The organism is Streptomyces sp. NPDC090798 (assembly GCF_044768965.1).
In the GTDB taxonomy this organism is placed as follows: Bacteria; Actinomycetota; Actinomycetes; order Streptomycetales; family Streptomycetaceae; genus Streptomyces.
Window position 1 is genome coordinate 373,722 of the sequence record NZ_JBIVXA010000006.1, and the last position, 20,376, is coordinate 394,097.

General features: G+C 69.6%; 17 protein-coding genes. 6 read left to right on the top strand and 11 right to left on the bottom strand.

The features are described 5' to 3' along the window. Positions 1-64: 64 nt before the first annotated feature. Entirely contained in the window at positions 65-853 is a 789-nt protein-coding gene (locus ACIQTP_RS16405) for a class I SAM-dependent methyltransferase (protein ID WP_403400328.1), read from the top strand. A gap of 116 nt (positions 854-969) precedes the next feature. On the opposite strand, the gene ACIQTP_RS16410 is transcribed toward ACIQTP_RS16405, so the two are convergent. The 3 genes from ACIQTP_RS16410 to ACIQTP_RS16420 are packed head-to-tail and all read right to left on the bottom strand — an operon-like array spanning position 970 to position 3,667. Next, positions 970-1,722, bottom strand: coding sequence for an amino acid ABC transporter ATP-binding protein (locus ACIQTP_RS16410; protein ID WP_402036059.1), 753 nt, complete (start codon positions 1,720-1,722; stop codon positions 970-972). 20 nt (positions 1,723-1,742) lie between these two features. Next, positions 1,743-2,672 (bottom strand): amino acid ABC transporter permease, encoded by a 930-nt coding sequence (locus ACIQTP_RS16415; RefSeq protein WP_402035672.1) that lies wholly within the window; start codon positions 2,670-2,672, stop codon positions 1,743-1,745. A 38-nt stretch (positions 2,673-2,710) separates the two neighbouring features. Continuing rightward, positions 2,711-3,667: an ABC transporter substrate-binding protein gene (locus ACIQTP_RS16420; protein ID WP_403400330.1), complete on the bottom strand. Its 957-nt coding sequence runs from the start codon at positions 3,665-3,667 to the stop codon at positions 2,711-2,713. A 542-nt stretch (positions 3,668-4,209) separates the two neighbouring features. Between ACIQTP_RS16420 and ACIQTP_RS16425 the strand changes: the two genes are divergently transcribed. The 4 genes from ACIQTP_RS16425 to ACIQTP_RS16440 all read left to right on the top strand — a co-directional run bounded on the left by ACIQTP_RS16425 (position 4,210) and on the right by ACIQTP_RS16440 (position 8,203). Beyond that, positions 4,210-5,484, top strand: coding sequence for an NADP-dependent malic enzyme (locus ACIQTP_RS16425; protein WP_403400332.1), 1,275 nt, complete (start codon positions 4,210-4,212; stop codon positions 5,482-5,484). A gap of 824 nt (positions 5,485-6,308) precedes the next feature. Beyond that, the gene (locus ACIQTP_RS16430) at positions 6,309-7,274 is read left to right on the top strand and encodes a zinc-binding dehydrogenase (RefSeq protein ID WP_403400334.1); all 966 of its coding nucleotides are present in this window, start codon (positions 6,309-6,311) and stop codon (positions 7,272-7,274) included. Between the two features lie 153 nt (positions 7,275-7,427). Beyond that, positions 7,428-7,637 (top strand): helix-turn-helix domain-containing protein, encoded by a 210-nt coding sequence (locus tag ACIQTP_RS16435; RefSeq protein ID WP_010984411.1) that lies wholly within the window; start codon positions 7,428-7,430, stop codon positions 7,635-7,637. After that, positions 7,637-8,203: a Clp protease N-terminal domain-containing protein gene (locus tag ACIQTP_RS16440; RefSeq protein ID WP_403400336.1), complete on the top strand. Its 567-nt coding sequence runs from the start codon at positions 7,637-7,639 to the stop codon at positions 8,201-8,203. Before ACIQTP_RS16435 ends, ACIQTP_RS16440 begins: the two co-directional genes overlap by 1 nt. 90 nt (positions 8,204-8,293) lie before the next feature. Here ACIQTP_RS16440 and ACIQTP_RS16445 read toward each other — a convergent pair whose 3' ends face one another. Then, positions 8,294-9,352 carry a helix-turn-helix transcriptional regulator gene (locus ACIQTP_RS16445; RefSeq protein ID WP_403400338.1) on the bottom strand — a complete coding sequence of 353 codons (1,059 nt, stop codon included), beginning with the start codon at positions 9,350-9,352 and terminating at the stop codon, positions 8,294-8,296. Position 9,353: 1 nt separating this feature from the next. Beyond that, positions 9,354-10,229: a DUF4097 family beta strand repeat-containing protein gene (locus ACIQTP_RS16450; RefSeq protein WP_403400340.1), complete on the bottom strand. Its 876-nt coding sequence runs from the start codon at positions 10,227-10,229 to the stop codon at positions 9,354-9,356. Between the two features lie 232 nt (positions 10,230-10,461). Here ACIQTP_RS16450 and ACIQTP_RS16455 point away from each other — a divergent pair, with 232 nt between their 5' ends. Next, positions 10,462-11,289, top strand: a complete 828-nt coding sequence (locus ACIQTP_RS16455) for a hypothetical protein (protein WP_403400343.1) — start codon at positions 10,462-10,464, stop codon at positions 11,287-11,289. A gap of 27 nt (positions 11,290-11,316) precedes the next feature. On the opposite strand, the gene ACIQTP_RS16460 is transcribed toward ACIQTP_RS16455, so the two are convergent. The 6 genes from ACIQTP_RS16460 to ACIQTP_RS16485 all read right to left on the bottom strand — a co-directional run bounded on the left by ACIQTP_RS16460 (position 11,317) and on the right by ACIQTP_RS16485 (position 20,315). Beyond that, on the bottom strand, positions 11,317-11,499 hold the full coding sequence (locus ACIQTP_RS16460) for a DUF6104 family protein (protein ID WP_005312030.1): 183 nt from the start codon (positions 11,497-11,499) through the stop codon (positions 11,317-11,319). A gap of 177 nt (positions 11,500-11,676) precedes the next feature. Further along, the gene (locus tag ACIQTP_RS16465; RefSeq protein ID WP_403400345.1) at positions 11,677-15,501 is read right to left on the bottom strand and encodes a multifunctional oxoglutarate decarboxylase/oxoglutarate dehydrogenase thiamine pyrophosphate-binding subunit/dihydrolipoyllysine-residue succinyltransferase subunit; all 3,825 of its coding nucleotides are present in this window, start codon (positions 15,499-15,501) and stop codon (positions 11,677-11,679) included. 282 nt (positions 15,502-15,783) lie between these two features. Then, complete coding sequence (locus ACIQTP_RS16470) at positions 15,784-16,926, bottom strand: ATP-binding protein (protein WP_403400347.1); 1,143 nt, start codon at positions 16,924-16,926, stop codon at positions 15,784-15,786. Between the two features lie 47 nt (positions 16,927-16,973). Then, complete coding sequence (locus ACIQTP_RS16475; RefSeq protein ID WP_054236710.1) at positions 16,974-17,711, bottom strand: response regulator transcription factor; 738 nt, start codon at positions 17,709-17,711, stop codon at positions 16,974-16,976. 113 nt (positions 17,712-17,824) lie between these two features. Further along, positions 17,825-18,502: a spermidine synthase gene (locus tag ACIQTP_RS16480; RefSeq protein ID WP_403400349.1), complete on the bottom strand. Its 678-nt coding sequence runs from the start codon at positions 18,500-18,502 to the stop codon at positions 17,825-17,827. Positions 18,503-18,542: 40 nt separating this feature from the next. Further along, on the bottom strand, positions 18,543-20,315 hold the full coding sequence (locus ACIQTP_RS16485; protein WP_403400351.1) for a glycoside hydrolase family 3 protein: 1,773 nt from the start codon (positions 20,313-20,315) through the stop codon (positions 18,543-18,545). Between the last annotated feature and the right edge of the window lie 61 nt (positions 20,316-20,376).

The following is a 20,376-nucleotide window of genomic DNA, read 5'->3' on the forward strand; positions in this document are numbered from 1 at the left end:
AACGGCTGATTGCGCTTCCAGGGTATTACGGGGGCGAGTGAAGACGAACGGAGAAGAGACTTCGATGACCGTTTCCACCGGAATCGACAGCGACGAGATCCACGGCAACGGAACCGACTGGCACGCCTGGCAGGAGAGCTGGGACCGGCAACAGGAGTGGTACATGCCGGACCGTGAGGAGCGGTTCCGGGTGATGCTCGACATGGTCGAGGCCCTGGTCGGCCCGGAGCCGCGCGTCCTCGACCTGGCCTGCGGCACCGGCACCATCACGGCCCGGCTCCTCGACCGCTTCCCGAAGGCCACCAGCACCGGCGTCGACCTCGACCCGGCGCTGCTCACCATCGCAGAGGGCACCTTCGCGGGCGACGAGAGGGTCTCCTTCGTCACGGCCGACCTCAAGGACCCGCGCTGGGCGACCCGGCTGCCGTACGACTCGTACGACGCAGTCCTGACCGCGACCGCCCTCCACTGGCTGCACAGCGAACCCCTCGCGGACCTCTACGGTCAGGTCGCGGAGCTCGTCCGCGACGGCGGCGTCTTCATGAACGCCGACCACATGATCGACGAGTCCACGCCCCGGATCAACGAGGCCGAGCGCGCCCAGCGACACGCCCGGATGGACCAGGCCAGGGCGCGCGGGGTACTCGACTGGGCCGCGTGGTGGGAGCTGGCGGCCCAGGACCCCGTCCTCGCCGCGCCGACCGCCCGCCGGTTCGAGATCTACGGGGAGCACGCCGACGGCGACATGCCGTCCGCCGACTGGCACACGCGCATGCTCCGCGAAAAGGGCTTCGCCGAGGCCCGGCCGGTGTGGCGGTCGCCGTCCGACGCGCTGGTGCTGGCAGTGAAGTAAGCAGGCGGCGGTGGTCCGAACGAAGAATCAGGGCGCGGAGTGAACGAAGAAGGGGCGGTACGGGAATCCCGTACCGCCCCTTCTCTTATCCGTGGCTCGGAGCACCTGTCCGTGGCTCAGAGCACCTTGGACAGGAACGACTGCGTCCGCTCGTGCTGCGGGTTCGTCAGTACGTCACGCGGGTGGCCGGACTCGACCACCACACCGCCGTCCATGAAGACCAGCGAGTCGCCCACCTCGCGGGCGAAGCCCATCTCGTGGGTGACGACGATCATCGTCATACCCGACTCGGCGAGGTCGCGCATGACGTCGAGGACGTCACCGACCAGCTCCGGGTCGAGCGCCGAGGTCGGCTCGTCGAAGAGCATCAGCTTCGGGTCCATCGCCAGCGCGCGGGCGATGGCGACACGCTGCTGCTGACCGCCGGAGAGCTGCGAGGGGTAGTTCTTCGCCTTGTCGGCCAGACCCACGCGCTCCAGGAGCTGGCCCGCCCGCTCCCGTGCCTGGGCCCTGCTGGCACCCTTGACCTGGACCGGCGCCTCCATGACGTTCTCCAGAGCCGTCATGTGCGGGAACAGGTTGAAGCGCTGGAAGACCATGCCGATGTCCCGGCGCTTCAGCGCGACCTCGCTGTCCTTGAGCTCGTACAGCTTGTCGCCCTTCTGGCGGTAGCCGACCAGCTCCCCGTCGACGTACAGCCGGCCGGCGTTGATCTTCTCCAGGTGGTTGATGCACCTCAGGAAGGTCGACTTGCCGGAGCCGGAGGGGCCGATGAGGCAGAACACCTCGCCGGACTTCACCTCCAGGTCGATGCCCTTGAGGACCTCGACGGGGCCGAAGGACTTGTGGACGCCCTCGGACTTGACCATTGCTGTGCTGGTGGTCATGGTCAGCGCCTCCAGCTTGAGAGGGAGAGCATGTTCGCCTTGATCTTCTGGAATGGCGTGTCCGGGAGCGTGCGGCTGGAGCCCCGGGCGTAGTACCGCTCCAGGTAGTACTGGCCGACGCTGAACACCGAGGTCAGCAGCAGGTACCAGGCGGCCGCGAGGAACAGCATCTCGGCCGGGGCACCGGAGGTCTGGCCGATGTCCTGGGCGACGCGGAACAGCTCGGAGTACTGAATCACGGCGACCAGCGAGGTCGTCTTCAGCATGTTGATGACCTCGTTGCCCGTGGGGGGCACGATCACGCGCATCGCCTGCGGGATCACGATCCGGCGCAGGGTCTTGCTGTGGCTCATGCCCAGGGCGTGCGAAGCCTCGGTCTGGCCCTCGTCGACGGAGAGGAGACCGGCCCGGCAGATCTCGGCCATGTACGCGGCCTCGTTCAGGCCCAGACCCAGCAGCGCCGTCAGCAGCGGCGTCATGAAGCTGGACCAGTAGTCCTTGTAGATCGGACCGAGGTTGATGTACGTGAAGACCAGGCCCAGGTTGAACCAGACCACCAGTTGCACCAGGACGGGCGTGCCGCGGAAGAACCAGATGTAGAACCAGGCGATGGACGAGGTCACCGGGTTCTTCGACAGCCGCATGACGGCGAGGAGCACGCCTCCGACGACGCCGATCAGCATCGAGAGGACCGTCAGCAGCAGCGTCTTGAGGACGCCGTTGATGATGCGGTCGTCGAAGAAGTAGTCGGGGATCGCTCCCCAGTTGATCTTGCCCTGGGAGAACGCGTAGATCACGGAGACCAGGAGCGCGATCGCGATGACCGCGGAGACGTACCGCCCGTAGTGCCGGACGGGGATCGCCTTTATGGCTTCCGGTCCGGCCGGGGGAGTGTCCTCCGGGTCCGCTGTCTTGTCGATGTCAACAGTCACGGGTGTTGTTGCCTTTCAGTGCCCGCTCGGTTCCGCGGTCACTTGCCGCCGTTGACTGCGGCCGTCTTGACGGCACCGGCCTCGACGCCCCACTTCGCGATGACCTTGTCGTACTCGCCGTTCTTGATGATGGCGTCCAGCGCGGCCTGCAGGGCGTCCCGCAGCTGGGTGTTGGACTTGGCGACCGCGATGCCGTACGGCGCCGCCTCGACCTGCTCGCCGACCAGCTCGAAGTCCTTGCCGCCGCCCGAGGTCTTCACCGCGTACGCGGCGACCGGGAAGTCGGAGGAGCCGGCGTCGGCGCCACCGCCGCGCAGCCGGGTCTGGGCCTGCTGGTCGTTGTCGTACGACTCGATGGCGATCTTCTTGCCGCCGGTGCACTTCTTGGACTCGGCCTTGGCCATGTCCTCCGAGACCGTGCCGCGCTGCACCACGATCTTCTTGCCGCACAGGTCGGACCAGGTCTTGATGTTCTGGGTCTTGCCCTTGGGCGTGTAGATCGAGACACCCGCGGTGAAGTAGTCGACGAAGTCGACGCCCTCGCCGACCTTCTTGCCCGTGTCGGCGTCGATGCCCTCCTGGCGGTCCTTGGTGTCCGTCATGGCGGACATCGCTATGTCGTACCGCTTGGAGCGCAGACCCGTGATCAGGGTGTCGAAGGTGCCGTTCTGGAACTCGAACTTCACTCCGAGCTGCTTGCCCATCGCGTCCGCCAGGTCGGGGTCGATACCCACGGTCTTGCCGGAGCTGTCCTTGAACTCGACGGGCGCGTACGCGATGTCCGAGCCGACCTTGATGACACCCGCGTCACGGATCGACGCGGGCAGCTTGGAGGCCAGCGGAGCTGAGGCGGCGCTCGAGGAGGAGCTGTTGGAGTCCTTCTTGGTCTGGTCACCGCAGCCGGTGAGAACCAGGGCCCCGGCGACCGCGATCGCACCGACCGCTGCTATCCGGGACTGCGCGGCGGTCGTACGACGGGTGGTGCTTGCGGTCATGGTGGGTGCCTCCGGCGGATGAGGGAGTTGCCGATGGGTCGACGAGAACACACACCTTTGGGTGTCGCGACCTCGTGTGATGACGGCATCTTGCCATTCGGACTGCGCGCTTCAGGGGACTCGCTATGTCAAAATCGGATAACGGGTGACCCCCGAACCACCACGGACGGTCCCATCAGGGCCGGACCTTGTGCGGGAATCCCTCCTTCCGGCCGGAAGATCTTCGGCACATCTCATGATGCGGGCCGCCACGACTCCGCACTTGTAGTGTCTTGAGGTCATGTCCTGGACTTGTCCTCATATCCAGGTATGAGTCATGTCACCGGCGTGTGAGCTTCGCGGTATGGACTCGTCGCCGACCTGGTCCGTCCGGTAAGAAGGTTCTCTACACCCCTCATCCGGGGCTCAGGGCGCGTGTGCGGCGCGCCCGTCGCGTATCCGCCCGTACGCACCACCACGGCGGCAGGGTTACGCGGTGCCCGCCCACCCCTCAACCAGGAGTGGTCACCCTCAAACAATGAAGACTTAAGGGGTAAAACAAAGTGGCAGCGGAGATCGTCAATCCTCGCAGCGACAGCAGTACGGGTCTTGAAGGCGACGTGGAGCCGGTCAATTCCGCCGGTTCCCTCGACACCGTCGGTTCCGACGGTTCCGTCGACTCCCTCGACTTCGACCCTGCCTTTGCGCTGCACCGTGGCGGCAAGATGGCCGTGCAGGCCACCGTGCCCGTCCGTGACAAGGACGACCTGTCCCTGGCGTATACGCCCGGCGTGGCGAAGGTGTGCAGCGCCATCGCCGAGCAGCCCGAGCTCGTCCATGACTACACGTGGAAGTCCTCCGTCGTCGCTGTGGTGACAGACGGCACGGCGGTGCTGGGACTCGGTGACATCGGCCCGGAGGCCTCCCTTCCCGTGATGGAGGGCAAGGCCATCCTGTTCAAGCAGTTCGGCGGGGTGGATGCCGTGCCGATCGCGCTGGACTGCACGGGCGTCGACGAGATCGTGGAGACCGTGGTCCGGCTCGCTCCCTCGTTCGGGGGCGTCAACCTGGAGGACATCTCGGCGCCGCGGTGCTTCGAGATCGAGCGCAAGCTCCAGGAGCGGCTGGACATTCCCGTCTTCCACGACGACCAGCACGGGACCGCGATCGTGACGCTGGCGGCGCTGCGGAATGCCGCGAAGCTGACCGGGCGGACGCTGGGTGATCTGCGTGCGGTGATCTCGGGGGCGGGGGCGGCCGGGGTCGCCATCGCCAAGTTCCTGCTGGAGGCGGGGATCGGTGACGTCGCGGTCGCGGACCGCAAGGGCATCGTCTCCGCGGACCGGGAGGATCTGACCGACGTCAAGCGGGAGCTCGCCGGGATCACCAACAAGGCGGGGCTCACGGGGTCGCTGGAGTCGGCGCTCGCGGGTGCGGACGTCTTCATCGGCGTGTCCGGGGGTACGGTGCCGGAGCCGGCGGTGGCGTCGATGGCCGAGGGGGCCTTCGTCTTCGCCATGGCCAACCCGAATCCCGAGGTGCACCCCGAGATCGCCCACAAGTACGCGGCCGTGGTCGCCACCGGGCGGTCGGACTTCCCGAACCAGATCAACAACGTGCTGGCGTTTCCCGGGATCTTCGCGGGGGCGTTGCAGGTGCGGGCGTCTCGGATCACCGAGGGGATGAAGATCGCGGCGGCGGAGGCGTTGGCTGCGGTCGTCGGGGACGACCTTGCCGCGGACTATGTGATTCCGTCGCCGTTCGATGAGCGGGTGGCTCCTGCGGTTACCGCGGCGGTGGCTGCGGCTGCTCGGGCTGAGGGTGTTGCCCGCCGCTGACGCGGCCGCGTGATTCCAGGGCCTTGCCGGGTTGCTCCCGGCGGGGCCCTGTTTTCTGTCCTGGGTTGGTCCTTACAGGTACGTTTCTTCGCCCCCGCCGCCCCTACCCATCCCATCCCCAGGGGCTCCGCCCCTTCGACCCCGCCGGGGCTCCGCCCCTGGACCCCGGGCGGGGGTCCGCGGGGGGTGGGGAGGAGAGGGGGAGGAGGGGGAGGAGGGCTGCGCCTCAGGGCCTGGTGGGGCTGTGCCCCTGGGGCCCGCCCCGAGGCCGCAGCCTCTGGGGCCCGCCAGGGGCTGCGCCCTCGCCACCCTCTCGGGGCTGCGGCCCCGTCAGCCCCTGCGAAGGCTGCGGCCCCGTCACCCGCGAGGTGCTGCGCCCCTGGGCCTTCGTGGGGCTCCGCTCTCGCCCCCGCAGGGCTTCGCCCCTGGGCCTTCGCGGGGCTCCGCTCTCGCCCCCCGCAGGGCTTCGCCCCTGGGCCTATCGGGGGGCTCCGCTCTCGCCCCCCGGAGGGCTTCGCCCCCTGGGCCCTGCGCAGGGTTGCCCCTCTGGTCCCCCGGTTCGGCCGTGGGCGGCTTTGTCCGCAAGCGTCGTACGGGCTGGAGTCTTTAGGGGCGCGGGGACCTGCGCGACCCGCCCCCGCCGCCCGCAGTTGAACGGACTCGGATGGACGGGGATTCGGGGCGGAGTCCCGGGCGGGAGGCCGGTGGTCGCTTCCGGTCGTGGGTGGGGCGGCCCGGTGTGACGTGGGGCGTGAGGGTGGCGGGACGTGTGTCACAGGGGGACGTGGTTCCGCCGGGCGGGGGCGGAGCCTATCGTCAAGGTCATGTTCGCTGCCTACGCCGCCCGCATTGACCGTGATCAGCCGCTCACCGGCCTGGAGTTGGGGGAGCGCCCGGCCCCCGAGCAGAGGCCGGGCTGGACCACCGTGAACGTCAGGGCCGCGTCCCTGAACCACCATGACCTCTGGTCCCTGCGCGGCGTCGGCCTCTCCGAGGACAAGCTGCCGATGATCCTCGGATGCGACGCGGCCGGCGTCGACGAGGACGGCAACGAAGTCGTGCTGCACTCGGTCATCGGACAGACGGGGCACGGGGTCGGCCCGAAGGAGCCCCGTTCCATCCTCACCGAGCGCTACCAGGGCACCTTCGCGGAACAGGTCTCCGTCCCCACGTGGAACGTCATCCCCAAGCCCAAGGAACTCTCCTTCGAGGAGGCCGCCTGTCTGCCGACCGCATGGCTGACGGCGTACCGCATGCTGTTCACCAACGCCGGTGTACGGCCCGGTGACTCCGTGCTCGTCCAGGGCGCCGGCGGCGGCGTGGCGACCGCCGCGATCGTGCTCGGCAAGGCCGCCGGTCTCCGAGTCTTCGCCACCAGCCGCGACGAGGCCAAGCGCAAGCGGGCGGTCGAACTGGGGGCCGTGGAGGCCCTGGAGTCCGGCGCACGGCTGCCGCAGCGCGTGGACGCGGTCATCGAGACGGTCGGCGCGGCCACCTGGTCGCACAGCATCAAGTCGCTGCGGCCCGGCGGCACGCTGGTCATCTCGGGCGCGACGAGCGGCGACCGCCCCTCGCACGCCGAGCTCACCCGCGTCTTCTTCCTTGAGCTCAAGATCGTCGGCTCCACGATGGGCACCAGGGACGAGTTGGAGGATCTGCTGTCCTTCTGCGCCGCCACGGGTGTGCGACCTGTCATCGATGAGGTGCTTCCGCTGGACCGGGCCCGGGAAGGGTTCGAGCGGCTGGAGGCGGGCGATCAGTTCGGGAAGATCGTTCTCACGGTGGGATGAGGATGAGGGTGAGGGATTGAGGATTTCTTGGCCGTTCGGGCCGAGGAGCGGGGCACTCGCGGCGGGCTCGGAAGGTTTCGGGCCCGCCGTTTCGCATACCTGGTTGTCAACTGGGGTTGACAACCAGGCCTGCTGTCAACTTAAATTGACAGTATGACCGAAGCAACGGATCTCGCCGAGCGTGCGGGTGACCGCGATCCGCGGATCGGACTGCGGGCGGTCTCCGCGCTGCGGAGGCTGCTGGAGCAGTTGGAAGCGGTGCAGGTGCGCAGTGCCCGCAATCAGGGCTGGTCGTGGCAGGAGATCGCCGCGGAACTCGGAGTGAGCAGGCAGGCCGTGCACAAGAAGTACGGGAGGCAGTGATGTTCGAGCGGTTCACGAAGGACGCCCGGGCCGTGGTCGAGGGAGCGGTCGGACACGCCGAACGCACGGGTGCCGAAGCGGTGGACGAGGAGCACATGCTTCTCGCCCTCCTCGACCGGGAGGGCAGCCGTGGCTCGTTCGCGCTGGCCTCGCTGGGGGCGGCCGGTCGTCGCGACTCGATGGAACGGGCGCTTGCCCAGGCGCGCCGGCGGGGCGGGTTCTCCCGCGCCGAGACGGAGGCGCTGTCCGGGCTCGGGATCGACCTCTCGGAGATCGTCTCCCGGGTGGAGGAAGCCCACGGGGCCGGGGCGCTGGGGTCGGGGAACGGGGGTGGCGGCGGCCGACGGTCCAGGCGCCGGCCGTTCGCCCCGGGGGCCAAGGACGTGCTGACGCGGTCCCTTCGTGCGGCGCTCGCCCGTCATGACCGGCGCATCGGCGACGAGCATCTGCTGATGGCTCTGACCGCTCGGCCCAGTGTGCCGGCGGAGGTGCTAGCCGACCACGGGGTCACCTATGAGGCGGTCACGCGCGTGCTGTACGGCGGCGGGGAGGCCAAGGCGGGGTGAGCGGTCGGAGCCGGGGGCCTCTCCGGGATCCCCCGGCCGGAGCCCAGGGGATCCGCTCGGTCCTCGGAGCGCCCCGGGCGACGCTGGGCGTCAGCTCTTCGGCGTGCGCAACGCGGCCCCGATGTGCGCCGCCGCCGTCGACAAGTGACGGCGGGCCGCGCGGAGTTGGTCCTCCGTCACGCCGTGGTCGCGGGCCGCGTCGCGGATGTCGTCGCGGAAGCGGTCCAGGAGGCGTTCGAGGTCACGGGCGGGGTCGCCGGTGGAGCCCTCGTGGGCCCAGGAGGGTGCGTAGTCGGCGGGGAAGTCCTCCGGAGTGTCCGTGTACTCGGCGTACTCGGGCTTCGCCGACCCGGTGGCCGCCGTACCCGCGCGGCCGAAGCCGAAGTCCTTGCCGAAGTCCTTGCCGAAGGTCTTCCCGAAGTCGCCGAACTCCTTGGCCAGTTCGCTCAGACCCTCACGGACCCCGTTCGGCCAGTCGCCGCGCGCGAAGCGGTCCTGGACCTGCTCCTGGACCCGCTTGGCCATGCGCTGCATCTCGTCCTGCGCCTCCTTGGCCTGGCGCCGCGCGCGCTGCGCCTCGTCGCGGGCCCGGCGGCTCTCGTCCTTCGCGCGCCGGTTCTGTTCCTTCCACTCCTGCTTGACCCGCCGCATCTCCTCCTTCGCGACCTGCCACGACTCCTTGTCGCGGGAGTCCCCGAAGTCTCCAAAATCGCCCGCGGGCCCTTCGTGTTCTCCGGCGCCGGTGCCGCTCTTGCCACCGCGCCGCGCCTCGGTGGCCGCCGCGCGCATCTCTCGGCGCAGATCGCCCGCCGCGCCCCGCACATCGGCGCGGATCTCCGCGGCGAGCTCAGCGACCGACTCGCGGATCTCCAGCTCGAGGTCGGCCAGTTCGCCGCTGCGGTCGGCCAGTTCGGCGCGGCCCGCGTCCGTGATCGCGTACACCTTGCGGCCGCCCTCGGTGGTGTGGGTGACCAGCCCTTCCGCCTCCAGCTTCGCCAGCCGGGGGTAGACGGTGCCTGCCGAGGGTGCGTACAGCCCCTGGAAGCGCTCCTCCAGGAGCCGGATCACCTCGTACCCGTGGCGGGGGGCCTCGTCCAGCAGCTTCAGCAGGTAGAGACGCAGGCGGCCGTGGGCGAAGACGGGAGGCATGTCAGAGCACCTTCTTGTCGGTCGGGGTCTCCGGGGAAGTGGACGACCCGTCCTCGTGGGGCTCGTCCTCCGTCGTCGGCCTGCGGAGCATGGCGATGGAGCCGGAGACGGTCATCGCCTTCAACTTGCCGTTGCCCGCGCCCAGTCGGCCGGTGATCTTCTTGGCGCCCCACTGGCCGCTGACCCGGAGGTCCTCGAAGGCGCTGGAGACCGTACCGCTGGCGGTGTTGGCCTCCACCTCGGCGTCCGCGGGGTGCGGGAGGCGGATGGCGATCTCCCCCGAGACGTTCGACAGCTGGACGTCGGTGGGGGTGCCCCTGGGGTCGAGGTCCACGATCATCGAGCCGCTCACCGATTCGGCGCGCACGGAGCATCCCGAGGCCTCGACCACGGTCAGGTCGCCCGAGACGGAGTTGAAGCGGAGGTCGCCGGTGACGGCCTGGGCTTCCAGGCTCCCGGAGACGGTCTCCACGCGGACGGGGCCGGCGATCCGTACGAGGGTCGTGTCGCCCGTGACGCCCTTGACCGCCACCCGGTTCTCCATTCCGGAGACCACGGCGGCGGCGCCGACGACGCCCACCTCGACGGGGGTGCCGACCGGGACGGCCAGCGTGACGACGGCGCTGCGGCGCCAGCCCTTGCGGTCGAGCCACTTGAGGAAGCCCTTCCAGGGCAGGTCCTCATACGCCACGGTGAGCGTGCCGTCCTGCTGGGTCACGAGCAGTGGCGGGCCCTCCAGCTCGGAGACTTCCAGGCGGGCGGAACCCTCGTCGGTCCCCACGACGTTCACCGTTCCGTTGACGACGCGCACATGAAGTGCCGTCACGGGGTCGTCGAAGGTGAGCTTCCCCGGCTCTGCGACGGACCACTCGGACATGGTGCAGACCTCCCAACGACCCGACCAGACCGCGCGCGGTCTGGACTCGACGTAATCTGGACTCGACGCGCCATATCGCGTCTTCCGTCATTCACGATATATCGCGGATGCGGAAAGTCAAGGCACTCGTTCGGGGGAAGTGGGGCCCTCGCGATCGGGGCTTGCGGGTGAGTGATGGGGACTTGACGGGCAAAACGGGTCATTCCAGTCGTCGTCGATCTACGGTGTGCCCATGTCCACGACGCCCGACTCGTCCCAGGCCAAGGCCGCCGGCGCGCTGCTGCTCTGCCGGGCAGGGCACGAGTCCGTCGGCCTGGCCGCCCAGCTGTTGCGGGAGCGGATGCTGCTCACCGGGGCGGGCCCCGAGTGGAGCGTGCTCGTTCCCGAGGGGGAGCCCTGGCTGCACGGCGCCGAGCCCGTCGACCGCGTGGTCACCGGATGGGCCACCGCCCTGGCCGTCAGCGCCCCCTGGCCCGTACTGGCCCTGTGGTGGGACGCGGACCGCAGCGGGCTCACCCTCGCGGCGGGCTTCCGGCGCAGTGTGGGCTACGAATGGCTGGCGAACGGCACCCCGGTCGGTGAGGACGAGGCGATGCGCACCTTCGCCGCGCGGCTCGGCCTCGACCCGGTCCTCGACATGCCGGCGCTCGACCCGCTGACCAGGCCGGTGTCCGGGGCGGACGCCCGCGCGCGCCTGCGGGGACTGCTCGCCGTCCTCACGCGCGCGGGGGTGCTGCTGCCGGCCGGGCTCGGTCCCGGGGAGCCGGCCGACCGGCTCCTCGAGGTGGCCAGGATCCAGCCCGGTGCCGAGCAGATCGAGTGGAACGGGTGGCGGGCGGCGGCCCGGGCGGAGCTGGAGGCGGTGGAAGGCGCCGGTGCGGGTTCCTGGCTGCGCGGGCGCCGGGCCCGTGTCCTCGCGGCCGGGCAACTGGCCACCGGGCTGCCGCTCACCGTGTGGGGCGTACGGCGCCGCAGTGCCGGCTGGATCGTCGCGGGGACGCTCCTGATGCTCCACGGGGCGCTCGGCCTCGCGTACGACCGGCTGCACGCCTTCGACTGACGCCCACCCGCCCCCGACGTCGGGGGCCTACTCCTCGTCGTCCTCGTCGTCCAGCCGCGCCAGCCACGTCGCCAGCCGCTCCACCGGCACCTCGAAGTCCGGATTGAGGTCGACGAACGTACGCAGCTGCTCGGCGAGCCACTCGAAGGTGACCTCCTCCTCGCCGCGCCGCTTCTCCAGTTCCTCGATGCCACGGTCGGTGAAGTACATGGATGGTGCTCCGTCGCTGAAAGTGAAGGGGAACGCTGAGAAAAGGATAAGTGGGCCCAGGGGGCGCCCGGAGGGCCTCGGACGCCGTATCACCGCCGGAACGGTGGCACAGGGAAGGGCCCGGCCTCCGGTGTTCTCGGAGGCCGGGCCCTTCACCGGACTTGAGCGGGTCGGGGGCTACGCCTCGAACACCTCACGCACCAGCTGCTCCTGCTCGGCCTGGTGCCGCTTCGCCGAGCCCACGGCCGGGGACGAGCCGGCCGGGCGGGAGATGCGGCGCAGCCGCTCGGCGCCCGGGATGTCGGCGCCGACGGCCAGGTCGAGGTGGTCGATCAGGTTGAGGGCGATGAAGGGCCACGCGCCCTGGTTCGCCGGCTCCTCCTGGGCCCACAGGTACTTCTCGGCGTTCGGGTACTTGGCGATCTCCGCCTGGAGCTCGGCACCCGCGAGGGGGTACAGGCGCTCGATGCGGATGATCGCCGTGTCCGTGACGCCGCGCTTCTGCCGCTCGGCCTCGAGGTCGTAGTACAGCTTGCCGGCGCAGAAGACGACCTTGCGGACCGCCGCGGCGTCGACCGATTCGTCGCCGATGACGGGGCGGAAGGCGCCCGTGGTGAACTCCTCCACCTTCGACGCGGCGGCCTTGAGGCGCAGCATCGACTTCGGGGTGAAGACCACCAGCGGCTTGTGGTGCGGGTTGTGCACCTGCCACCGCAGGAGGTGGAAGTAGTTCGACGGGAGCGTCGGCTGGGCGACCGTCATGTTGTTCTGCGCGCACAGCTGGAGGAAACGCTCGATGCGGGCCGAGGAGTGGTCCGGGCCCTGGCCCTCGTAGCCGTGGGGGAGAAGGAGGGTGACGCCGGACGTCTGGCCCCACTTCTGCTCCGCGGCCGAGATGTACTCGTCGACGACCGTCTGCGCGCCGTTGACGAAGTCGCCGAACTGCGCCTCCCACATCACGAGGGCGTCCGGGCGGGCCAGCGAGTAGCCGTACTCGAAGCCCATGACCGCGTACTCGGAGAGCAGGGAGTCGTAGACGTTGTAGCGGGCCTGGTCGTCGGAGAGGTACTGGAGCGGGGTGAAGTCCTCGCCCGTGACCCGGTCGATCAGGACCGCGTGGCGCTGGCCGAAGGTGCCGCGGCGGGAGTCCTGGCCCGACAGCCGGACCGGGGTGCCCTCCAGGAGGAGGGAGCCGATGGCGAGGGTCTCGCCCATGCCCCAGTCGATCGTGCCGTCCTCGATCATCGCCGCCCGGCGCTGCAGCTGCGGCAGCAGACGCGGGTGGACGGTGACGTTGTCGGGGATGTTGACCTGGGACTCGGCGATCCGCTTCACGACCTCCTGGGAGACCGCGGTCTGCACGGCCACCGGGAACTGCGCCTGCGGGTCCGAGATCTGCACCTCGGCCCCCTGCGAGACGGCCTCGCGGACCTCGGTGAAGACCTTCTCCAGCTGGCCCTGGAAGTCCTGCAGCGCCTGCTCGGCCTCTTCGAGGGTGATGTCGCCGCGGCCGATCAGGGACTCGGTGTAGAGCTTGCGCACCGAGCGCTTCTTGTCGATCAGGTCGTACATCAGCGGCTGCGTGAACGCCGGGTTGTCCGACTCGTTGTGACCGCGACGGCGGTAGCAGATGAGGTCGATCACGACGTCCTTGTTGAACGCCTGGCGGAACTCGAAGGCCAGACGAGCGACGCGGACGACGGCCTCGGGGTCGTCGCCGTTCACGTGGAAGATCGGCGCCTCGATCATGCGGGCCACGTCGGTGGCGTACATGGAGGAGCGCGACGACTCCGGGGCGGCGGTGAAACCGACCTGGTTGTTGATGACGATGTGGACCGTGCCGCCGGTGCGGTAGCCGCGCAGCTGCGACATGTTCAGCGTCTCGGCGACCACACCCTGGCCCGCGAAGGCCGCGTCACCGTGCAGGGCGACCGGCAGGACCGTGAAGTCCGTGCCGCCCTTGTTGATGATGTCCTGCTTGGCGCGGGCGATGCCCTCGATGACCGGGTCGACCGTCTCCAGGTGGGAGGGGTTCGCGGCCAGCGAGACCTTGATCTGCTCGCCGTCCAGGCCCGTGAAGGTGCCCTCGGCGCCCAGGTGGTACTTCACGTCGCCGGAGCCGTGCATCGACTTCGGGTCGAGGTTGCCCTCGAACTCGCGGAAGATCTGCGCGTACGACTTGCCGACGATGTTGGCGAGGACGTTCAGGCGGCCACGGTGGGCCATGCCGATGACGACCTCGTCCAGGCGGGACTCCGCGGCGCTGTCGATGACGGCGTCGAGGAGCGGGATGACGGACTCGCCGCCCTCCAGGGAGAAGCGCTTCTGGCCGACGTACTTCGTCTGCAGGAAGGTCTCGAAGGCCTCCGCCGCGTTCAGGCGGCGCAGGATGCGCAGCTGCTCCTCGCGCTCCGGCTTGGAGTGCGGGCGCTCGACGCGGTCCTGGATCCACTTGCGCTGCTTCGGGTCCTGGATGTGCATGAACTCGATGCCGGTGGTGCGGCAGTACGAGTCGCGCAGCACGCCCAGGATGTCGCGCAGCTTCATCATCGACTTGCCGGAGAAGCCGCCGACCGCGAACTCGCGCTCCAGGTCCCACAGGGTGAGGCCGTGCTCGGTGATGTCGAGGTCGGGGTGCTTGCGCTGGCGGTACTCCAGCGGGTCGGTGTCGGCCATGACGTGGCCGCGGACCCGGTAGGAGTGGATCAGCTCGAAGACGCGGGCGGCCTTCGTGACGTCGTCGTCGTGGCTGGCGTCGATGTCCTTGAGCCAGCGGACCGGCTCGTAGGGGATGCGCAGCGCCTCGAAGATCTCGTCGAAGAAGCCGTTCTCGCCGAGGAGGAGGTTGGCGACGATGCGGAGGAACTCGCCGGAGGCGGCGCCCTGGATCACCCGGTGGTCGTAGGTCGACGTGAGCGTCATGACCTTCGAGATGCCGAGCTTGTTCAGGGTGTCCTGGGAGGTGCCCTGGAACTCCGCCGGGTAGTCCATGGAGCCGACGCCCATGATGACCGACTGGCCGGGCATCAGACGCGGGACGGAGTGGACGGTGCCGAGGCCGCCGGGGTTGGTCAGGGAGACCGTGACACCGGTGAAGTCGTCCATCGTCAGCTTGCCGTCGCGGGCGCGGCGGACGATGTCCTCGTAGGCCTGCCAGAACTCGAAGAAGTTCAGCGTCTCGGCCTTCTTGATGCCGGCGACGACGAGCTGGCGGTCGCCGTTCGGCTTCACCAGGTCGATGGCGAGGCCGAAGTTGACGTGCGGGGGCTTGACGAGGGTCGGCTTCCCGTCCTTCTCCGCGTAGTGCCAGTTCATCGACGGCATGGCCTTGATGGCCTGCACCATCGCGTAGCCGATGAGGTGGGTGAAGGAGATCTTCCCGCCCCGGGCGCGCTTCAGGTGGTTGTTGATGACGATGCGGTTGTCGAAGAGCAGCTTCACCGGGACCGCGCGCACGGACGTGGCCGTGGGCAGCTCCAGGGAGGCGTTCATGTTCTTCGCGACGGCACCGGCGGGACCACGCAGCGTCACGTACTCGGGACCTTCGGGGCCCTCGGTCGCGGGCTCGGCCTTCGGCTTCGCGGCGGCCGGAGCGGCCTTCACGGGGGCCGGGGCGGCGGCAGCGGGCTTCGGCGCCACCGGAGCGGCGGCCTGGACGGGCGCAGGAGCCGCGGGAGCGGCCTGGGCCGGGGCCGCGGGCGCCGAGGGCGCGGCAGGGGCTGCCGGAGCGGCAGGCGCGGCCTGAGGCGTTGCTGACGGCGTGGTGGTCCCTGCGGCCCCCGCGGCCGCAGTACCCGCCGAAGCCGAGGCGGCAGGGGCCCCCGGCTTGTAGTCGGCGAAGAAGTCCCACCAGGCTCGGTCTACCGAATTCGGGTCCTGGAGGTACTGCTGATAGATCTCGTCGACGAGCCACTCGTTCGCACCGAAGGCGGCCGCGGGGTTCTTCCCGGCGGCTTGGTCATCGGTCGAGATGCTCGAGTTACTGGGGGACTGTGGCGACACGGCGGCAACCGCCCTCTTCCGCTTCACAAGGTGATGGACAGCGGGAATCAAGGCTACGCCCCCCTGGCCGAGAAGGTCAGGCCGGGCCGGTCCAACGTCGTGTAAGTCACATCGGAAAGCGTGTTTCGGGGAGGGAAATGGCGGGAAACAAGCGGGGTTTCGGTCCGGAATGGGTACGTCGATTCGGGGTCGCGGTACGACTCACACGGCCCTGTGCCTGATCACACGTGTCCACGAGCACGGGACGACGATGGATCTTGTGGCTCCGGTTCGAACTTTACGTCAACTTGGCAGAGAAGGAAGCCCTGGAAGGGTGACCTGGATCCGGCAGCCCCGCTGGGATTCGGCCACGCCGATCCGGCCGCCGTGCAGATCGACCGCCCAGCGGGCGATGGCGAGCCCGAGGCCCGTACCGCCGTCGCTGCCCGGGCCGTGCGGCGAGGGGACCCCACCACGGTTGAAGCGCTCGAAGACCCGGTGCCACTCCGACTGCGGAATGCCGGGGCCCTCGTCCAGGACCTCCAGGGCGAGTGACTCCGGGTAGTCGCCGCGCCGCGCCCTGACCGTCACCCGGCCGTGCGGCGGGCTGTGCTTGACCGCGTTGTCGATGAGGTTCGCCACGACCTGGTGGATCCGCTCCGGGTCCGCGTGCGCGGTCAGCTCCGGCGGGGACACGTCGAGGTGCAGATGGACGTCGGTGCGGGTGTGACTGCCGGAGCCCGAGGCGATGCCCGCGCGCGCGGAGGCGACCATGTTGGCCTCCTTGAGCACGCCGGACAGGTACGGCCACACCTCGAAACGGCGCCTGCGCAGGGGTACGACGCCGTTGTCCAGCCTGGAGAGGTCCAGCAGCGTCTCGACCAGCCTGCCCAGCCGCTCCGTCTGCTTCAGGGCCGTGCGCATCGTTTCGGGGTCGGCGGCGGAGACGCCGTCCACGACGTTCTCCAGGACCGCGCGCAGGCCCGCGATGGGGGTGCGCAGCTCGTGCGAGACATTCGCCACGAGTTCCTTGCGCTGGCGGTCCTGGGCCTCCAGCTCGTCGGCCATGAGGTTGATCGTCTGGGCCAGGTCGCCCAGCTCGTCCCGCCGGTCGTCACGCACCCGGCGGGTGTAGTCGCCGTGCGAGATGGAGCGGGCGACCGTGTTCATCTCGTCCAGCGGCGCGGTGAGCGAATGGGCCACGAACTGCGTTATCAGCAGTGTGGCGATCATCGAGAAGACCGTGATGAAGCGGAGCTCCGTCTTGGTGTGCACCGCGATCATCGACAGACCCGTGGTGATGAGCACGGAGATGACGACCAGCGCGCCCAGCTTGGTCTTGATCGAGAAGGGGCGTACGGAGCCCCAGGACCCCTCGCCGCGGCCCGGCTCGCCGGGACCGCTCACGACGCCCGTGGTTCTGCCCGATTCACCGAGCCCGCTCATGACATCAGCCCCCTACATGAGGTTCCTGGTCCCTGCGGAGACCCGGCTCAGGGAGTCGGGGTCTCCAGCGCGTAACCCACACCGTGGACGGTACGGATCCGCTCGGCACCGATCTTCCGGCGCAGCGCCTTGATGTGGCTGTCCACGGTCCGTGTGCCCGAGGCGTCCGCCCAGTCCCAGACCTCGGCCAGCAACTGCTCGCGGGAGAGTACCGCGCGCGGAGTGTTGGCGAGGCACACCAGGAGGTCGAATTCGGTGGGCGTGAGGTGCACGTCCTCCGAGCGCACCCGTACCCGGCGCTGTGCGTGGTCGATCTCCAGCTCGCCGAGGCGCAGGATCCCGCTGCGCGGTGTCGAGGCGGCCACCACGGCCCGCTCGACCCGGCGCAGCAGGACGTGCACGCGCGCGGCCAGCTCGCGCATCGAGAACGGCTTGGTCATGTAGTCGTCGGCGCCGACGCCGAGCCCGACCAGCATGTCGGTCTCGTCGTCGCGCGCGGTGAGCATCAGCACCGGCACCGGGCGCTGGGCCTGCACGCGCCGGCAGACCTCCAGGCCGTCGAAGCCGGGCAGCATGATGTCGAGGATCAGCAGGTCGGGCTGCCAGGCCTCTGCTGTGTCGACGGCGGCCGGTCCGTCGCCCGCGGTTTGCACGAGGAATCCCTCGGCTCGCAGGCGGGCCGCGATGGCGTCGACGATCGTCGGGTCGTCCTCGACCACCAGCACCCGGCGCTGAGCGCCCGGCGTGGCCGCCGTGCCGTTGTGCGAGGTGTGTGTCTGCTCCATCGCCCGCCCCTGAGGTGTGCTTTCCGGAATCCGTGGGGTGATCCCATGACTGCGCTTGACGCTTGAATGATCTGCGCCAGGCAAGCAGGGTACGGGCAGTCACCTTCGCTCGGCTATCCAGGCCCGACCGCGAGGTGGACGACGTCCGGAACGCCCCGGGCAACCGGGATCTCTTCGGTACGCACCTGGCGGAATCCGGCATTCCGCAGCGTTCCTTCAAATTCCGGAGAGGGCTGGGCCGACCACACGGCGAGTACCCCGCCCGGCTTCAACGCCCTTGCGCAGCTTGCCAGTCCACCCGGTCCGTACAGCCCGTCGTTGTCCTCGGTGACGGTCCAGTCGGGCCCGTTGTCGATGTCGAGGCACAGCGCGTCGTACGTGTCGGAAGTCTCATTGACGTGAGCGAGCAGGTCGGCTCTCACGATCTCGGTCCGGGGGTCGGCGAGCGCCGTCGCGGAGAGTTCGGCCAGCGGTCCGTGACGGTGCCAGTCGATGATGGCCCCTTCGCGCTCGACGACGGTGATGCGCCCCCAGCGCGGGTCGGCGGCGGCGTGTGCCAGAGAGAACCCGACACCGAGCCCCCCGATCAGCACCTTCGGCTCCGCCCGCCCGTCCAGGGCGTCCAGCGCGGCGTCGACGAGCAGCCGTTCCGAGCGGCCGTCGGAGGTGTCCATCAGGAAGCACCCGTTGGCGATGATCTGCAGCAGCGCGCCGTGGCGCCGCAACACGACCTCGCCGTAGGGGCCTTCCCGGCGATCGATGACTACAGGGACGTCGTACGAGGCAGTCATGGCTCCCATCCTGGCACTTTCACCAGGATGGGCAGCCGAATTAACCCTCCGCAGGTCGGAGGTTCAGTCCGTGCCCGTAGGGGAACACGGGGTCTTCGGTGTCGTCGGGGACGTCCGGCCGTGACGCCTCCACCGCCGCCATGGAGCGCGGCAGTTCGAACGGCAGTCGCCCCTGGGCCCGCGCCCGTCCGAAGGCGACGTCCAGGAGTGCCGCGTCGCTCGCGCCGTAGTCGGCGACCAGCGCGGCCGCCCTCGCGGCGATCTCGGGGAGGACGGCGGGCCGTTCGAGGTTGACGCACACCAGCGTGGGCACCGCGTCCAGCAGCCGAAGGATCTCCTTGAGCTCGTCCTCCGGAAAGGCCAGCGACCCCGAGTGGAAGAAGGACTCGAAGAGACCGGGGCGCTTCTCGTGGGGCGTGCGCAGTCGCAGCACCGCGAGGTCCGCGTCGACGGTATCGGGGACGACGTTGCCGTACGCGGCGGCCACTTGCTCGGCGATCCCCCGCACGTACAGGTTCGGGCGGCCCTCGAGGGGCAGCAGCCCCTGATTGGTCAGGACGGTCAGCGAGCGGCGCTGGGCGGCCTCGCCGAGCGCGGTGAACTCGCCCGCCCCGACGGTCTCCTCCGCCCGGTCGGGGTCCACGTAGGGATGCTCGAAGAGGCCGAGTGTGAATTTCTCGCGCAGGAGTCGACGTACGGATTCGTCGACGCGTTCCTCCGTGACGCGGCCCGAGCGGACCAGTTCCACGATCACCTCGGGGCACTGCTCGCCGCCGAACTGGTCGCTGCCCGCGTCCAGCGCCTTCGCCGCGCGTTCGGCGACGGTCAGGTGCTCGGCGCCCCAGGCCCGCGCGGGGAACAGTTCGCCGAGCACGGGCGCGTCGCTGAGCAGGCCCCAGTCGGTGCAGACGATGCCGTCGAAGCCGAGGCGTTCGCGCAGGAGGCCGGTGAGGACATCGCGGTTGAAGCCGAAGCCGACCTCCTCCCAGTCGGTGCCGATCGGCTGTCCGTAGTACGGCATCACCTGGGAACAGCCCGCCTCCACGGCCGCCTTGAAGGGCTGGAGGTGGTACTCACGCATGCCGCCCGGGTAGATCTGCTCCTTGCCGTGCGCGAAGTGCGGGTCCTCGCCGTCCTTCTGCGGTCCGCCGCCGGGGAAGTGCTTGACCATGGCGGCGACGGAGTCCGGTCCGAGCCTCGTCCCCTGAAGACCGCGGACATACGCCCGTACGAGCTCGCTCGTCAGCTCCGCGCTGGAACCGAACGTGCCGCTCTGGCGCGACCAGCGCGGCTCGGTGGCCAGGTCGATCTGCGGGTGCAGCGCGACGCGGAAGCCCACCGCCAGGTACTCGCGGCGGACGGTGTCCCCGAAGCGCTCCACCAGCGCCGGGTCGCCGATCGCGGCCAGCCCCAGGGGTTCGGGCCAGGCCGAGAAGGCGCCGGCGTTGAAGGAGGCGCCCGGGTTGTCGGTGAACGCGTGGCGCGGGTCGGTGGAGAGGGTGACCGGGATGCCCAGACGGGTGCCCGCGGCCAGCTCCTGGACCCGGTTGACCCACTGGGCCGTCTCGCGCACGCCGTACTGGCCGATGAGGTTGAAGTGGGTCAGTCCCCTGCCCTCGATCAGCTCGGGGGCGGGGGCGTGCACGAAGGGTCCTTCGGTGGCGAAGGTGCCGTCCGCGTTCATGGAGAGCATGGAGTGGAACAGCTGACCCGCCTTCTCCTCCAGCGTCATGCGGGAGAGCAGGTCCTCGACGCGCTCGTCGACGGGGCGGTGCGGATCGCGGTAGGTGGGGGTGGTCTTCCCTGGGGGCATCCCGGTTTCCCTGCTTCCTTCTTACTTAAGGCGGCTGTTTGACGGGCTTCTTCAAGGGCTT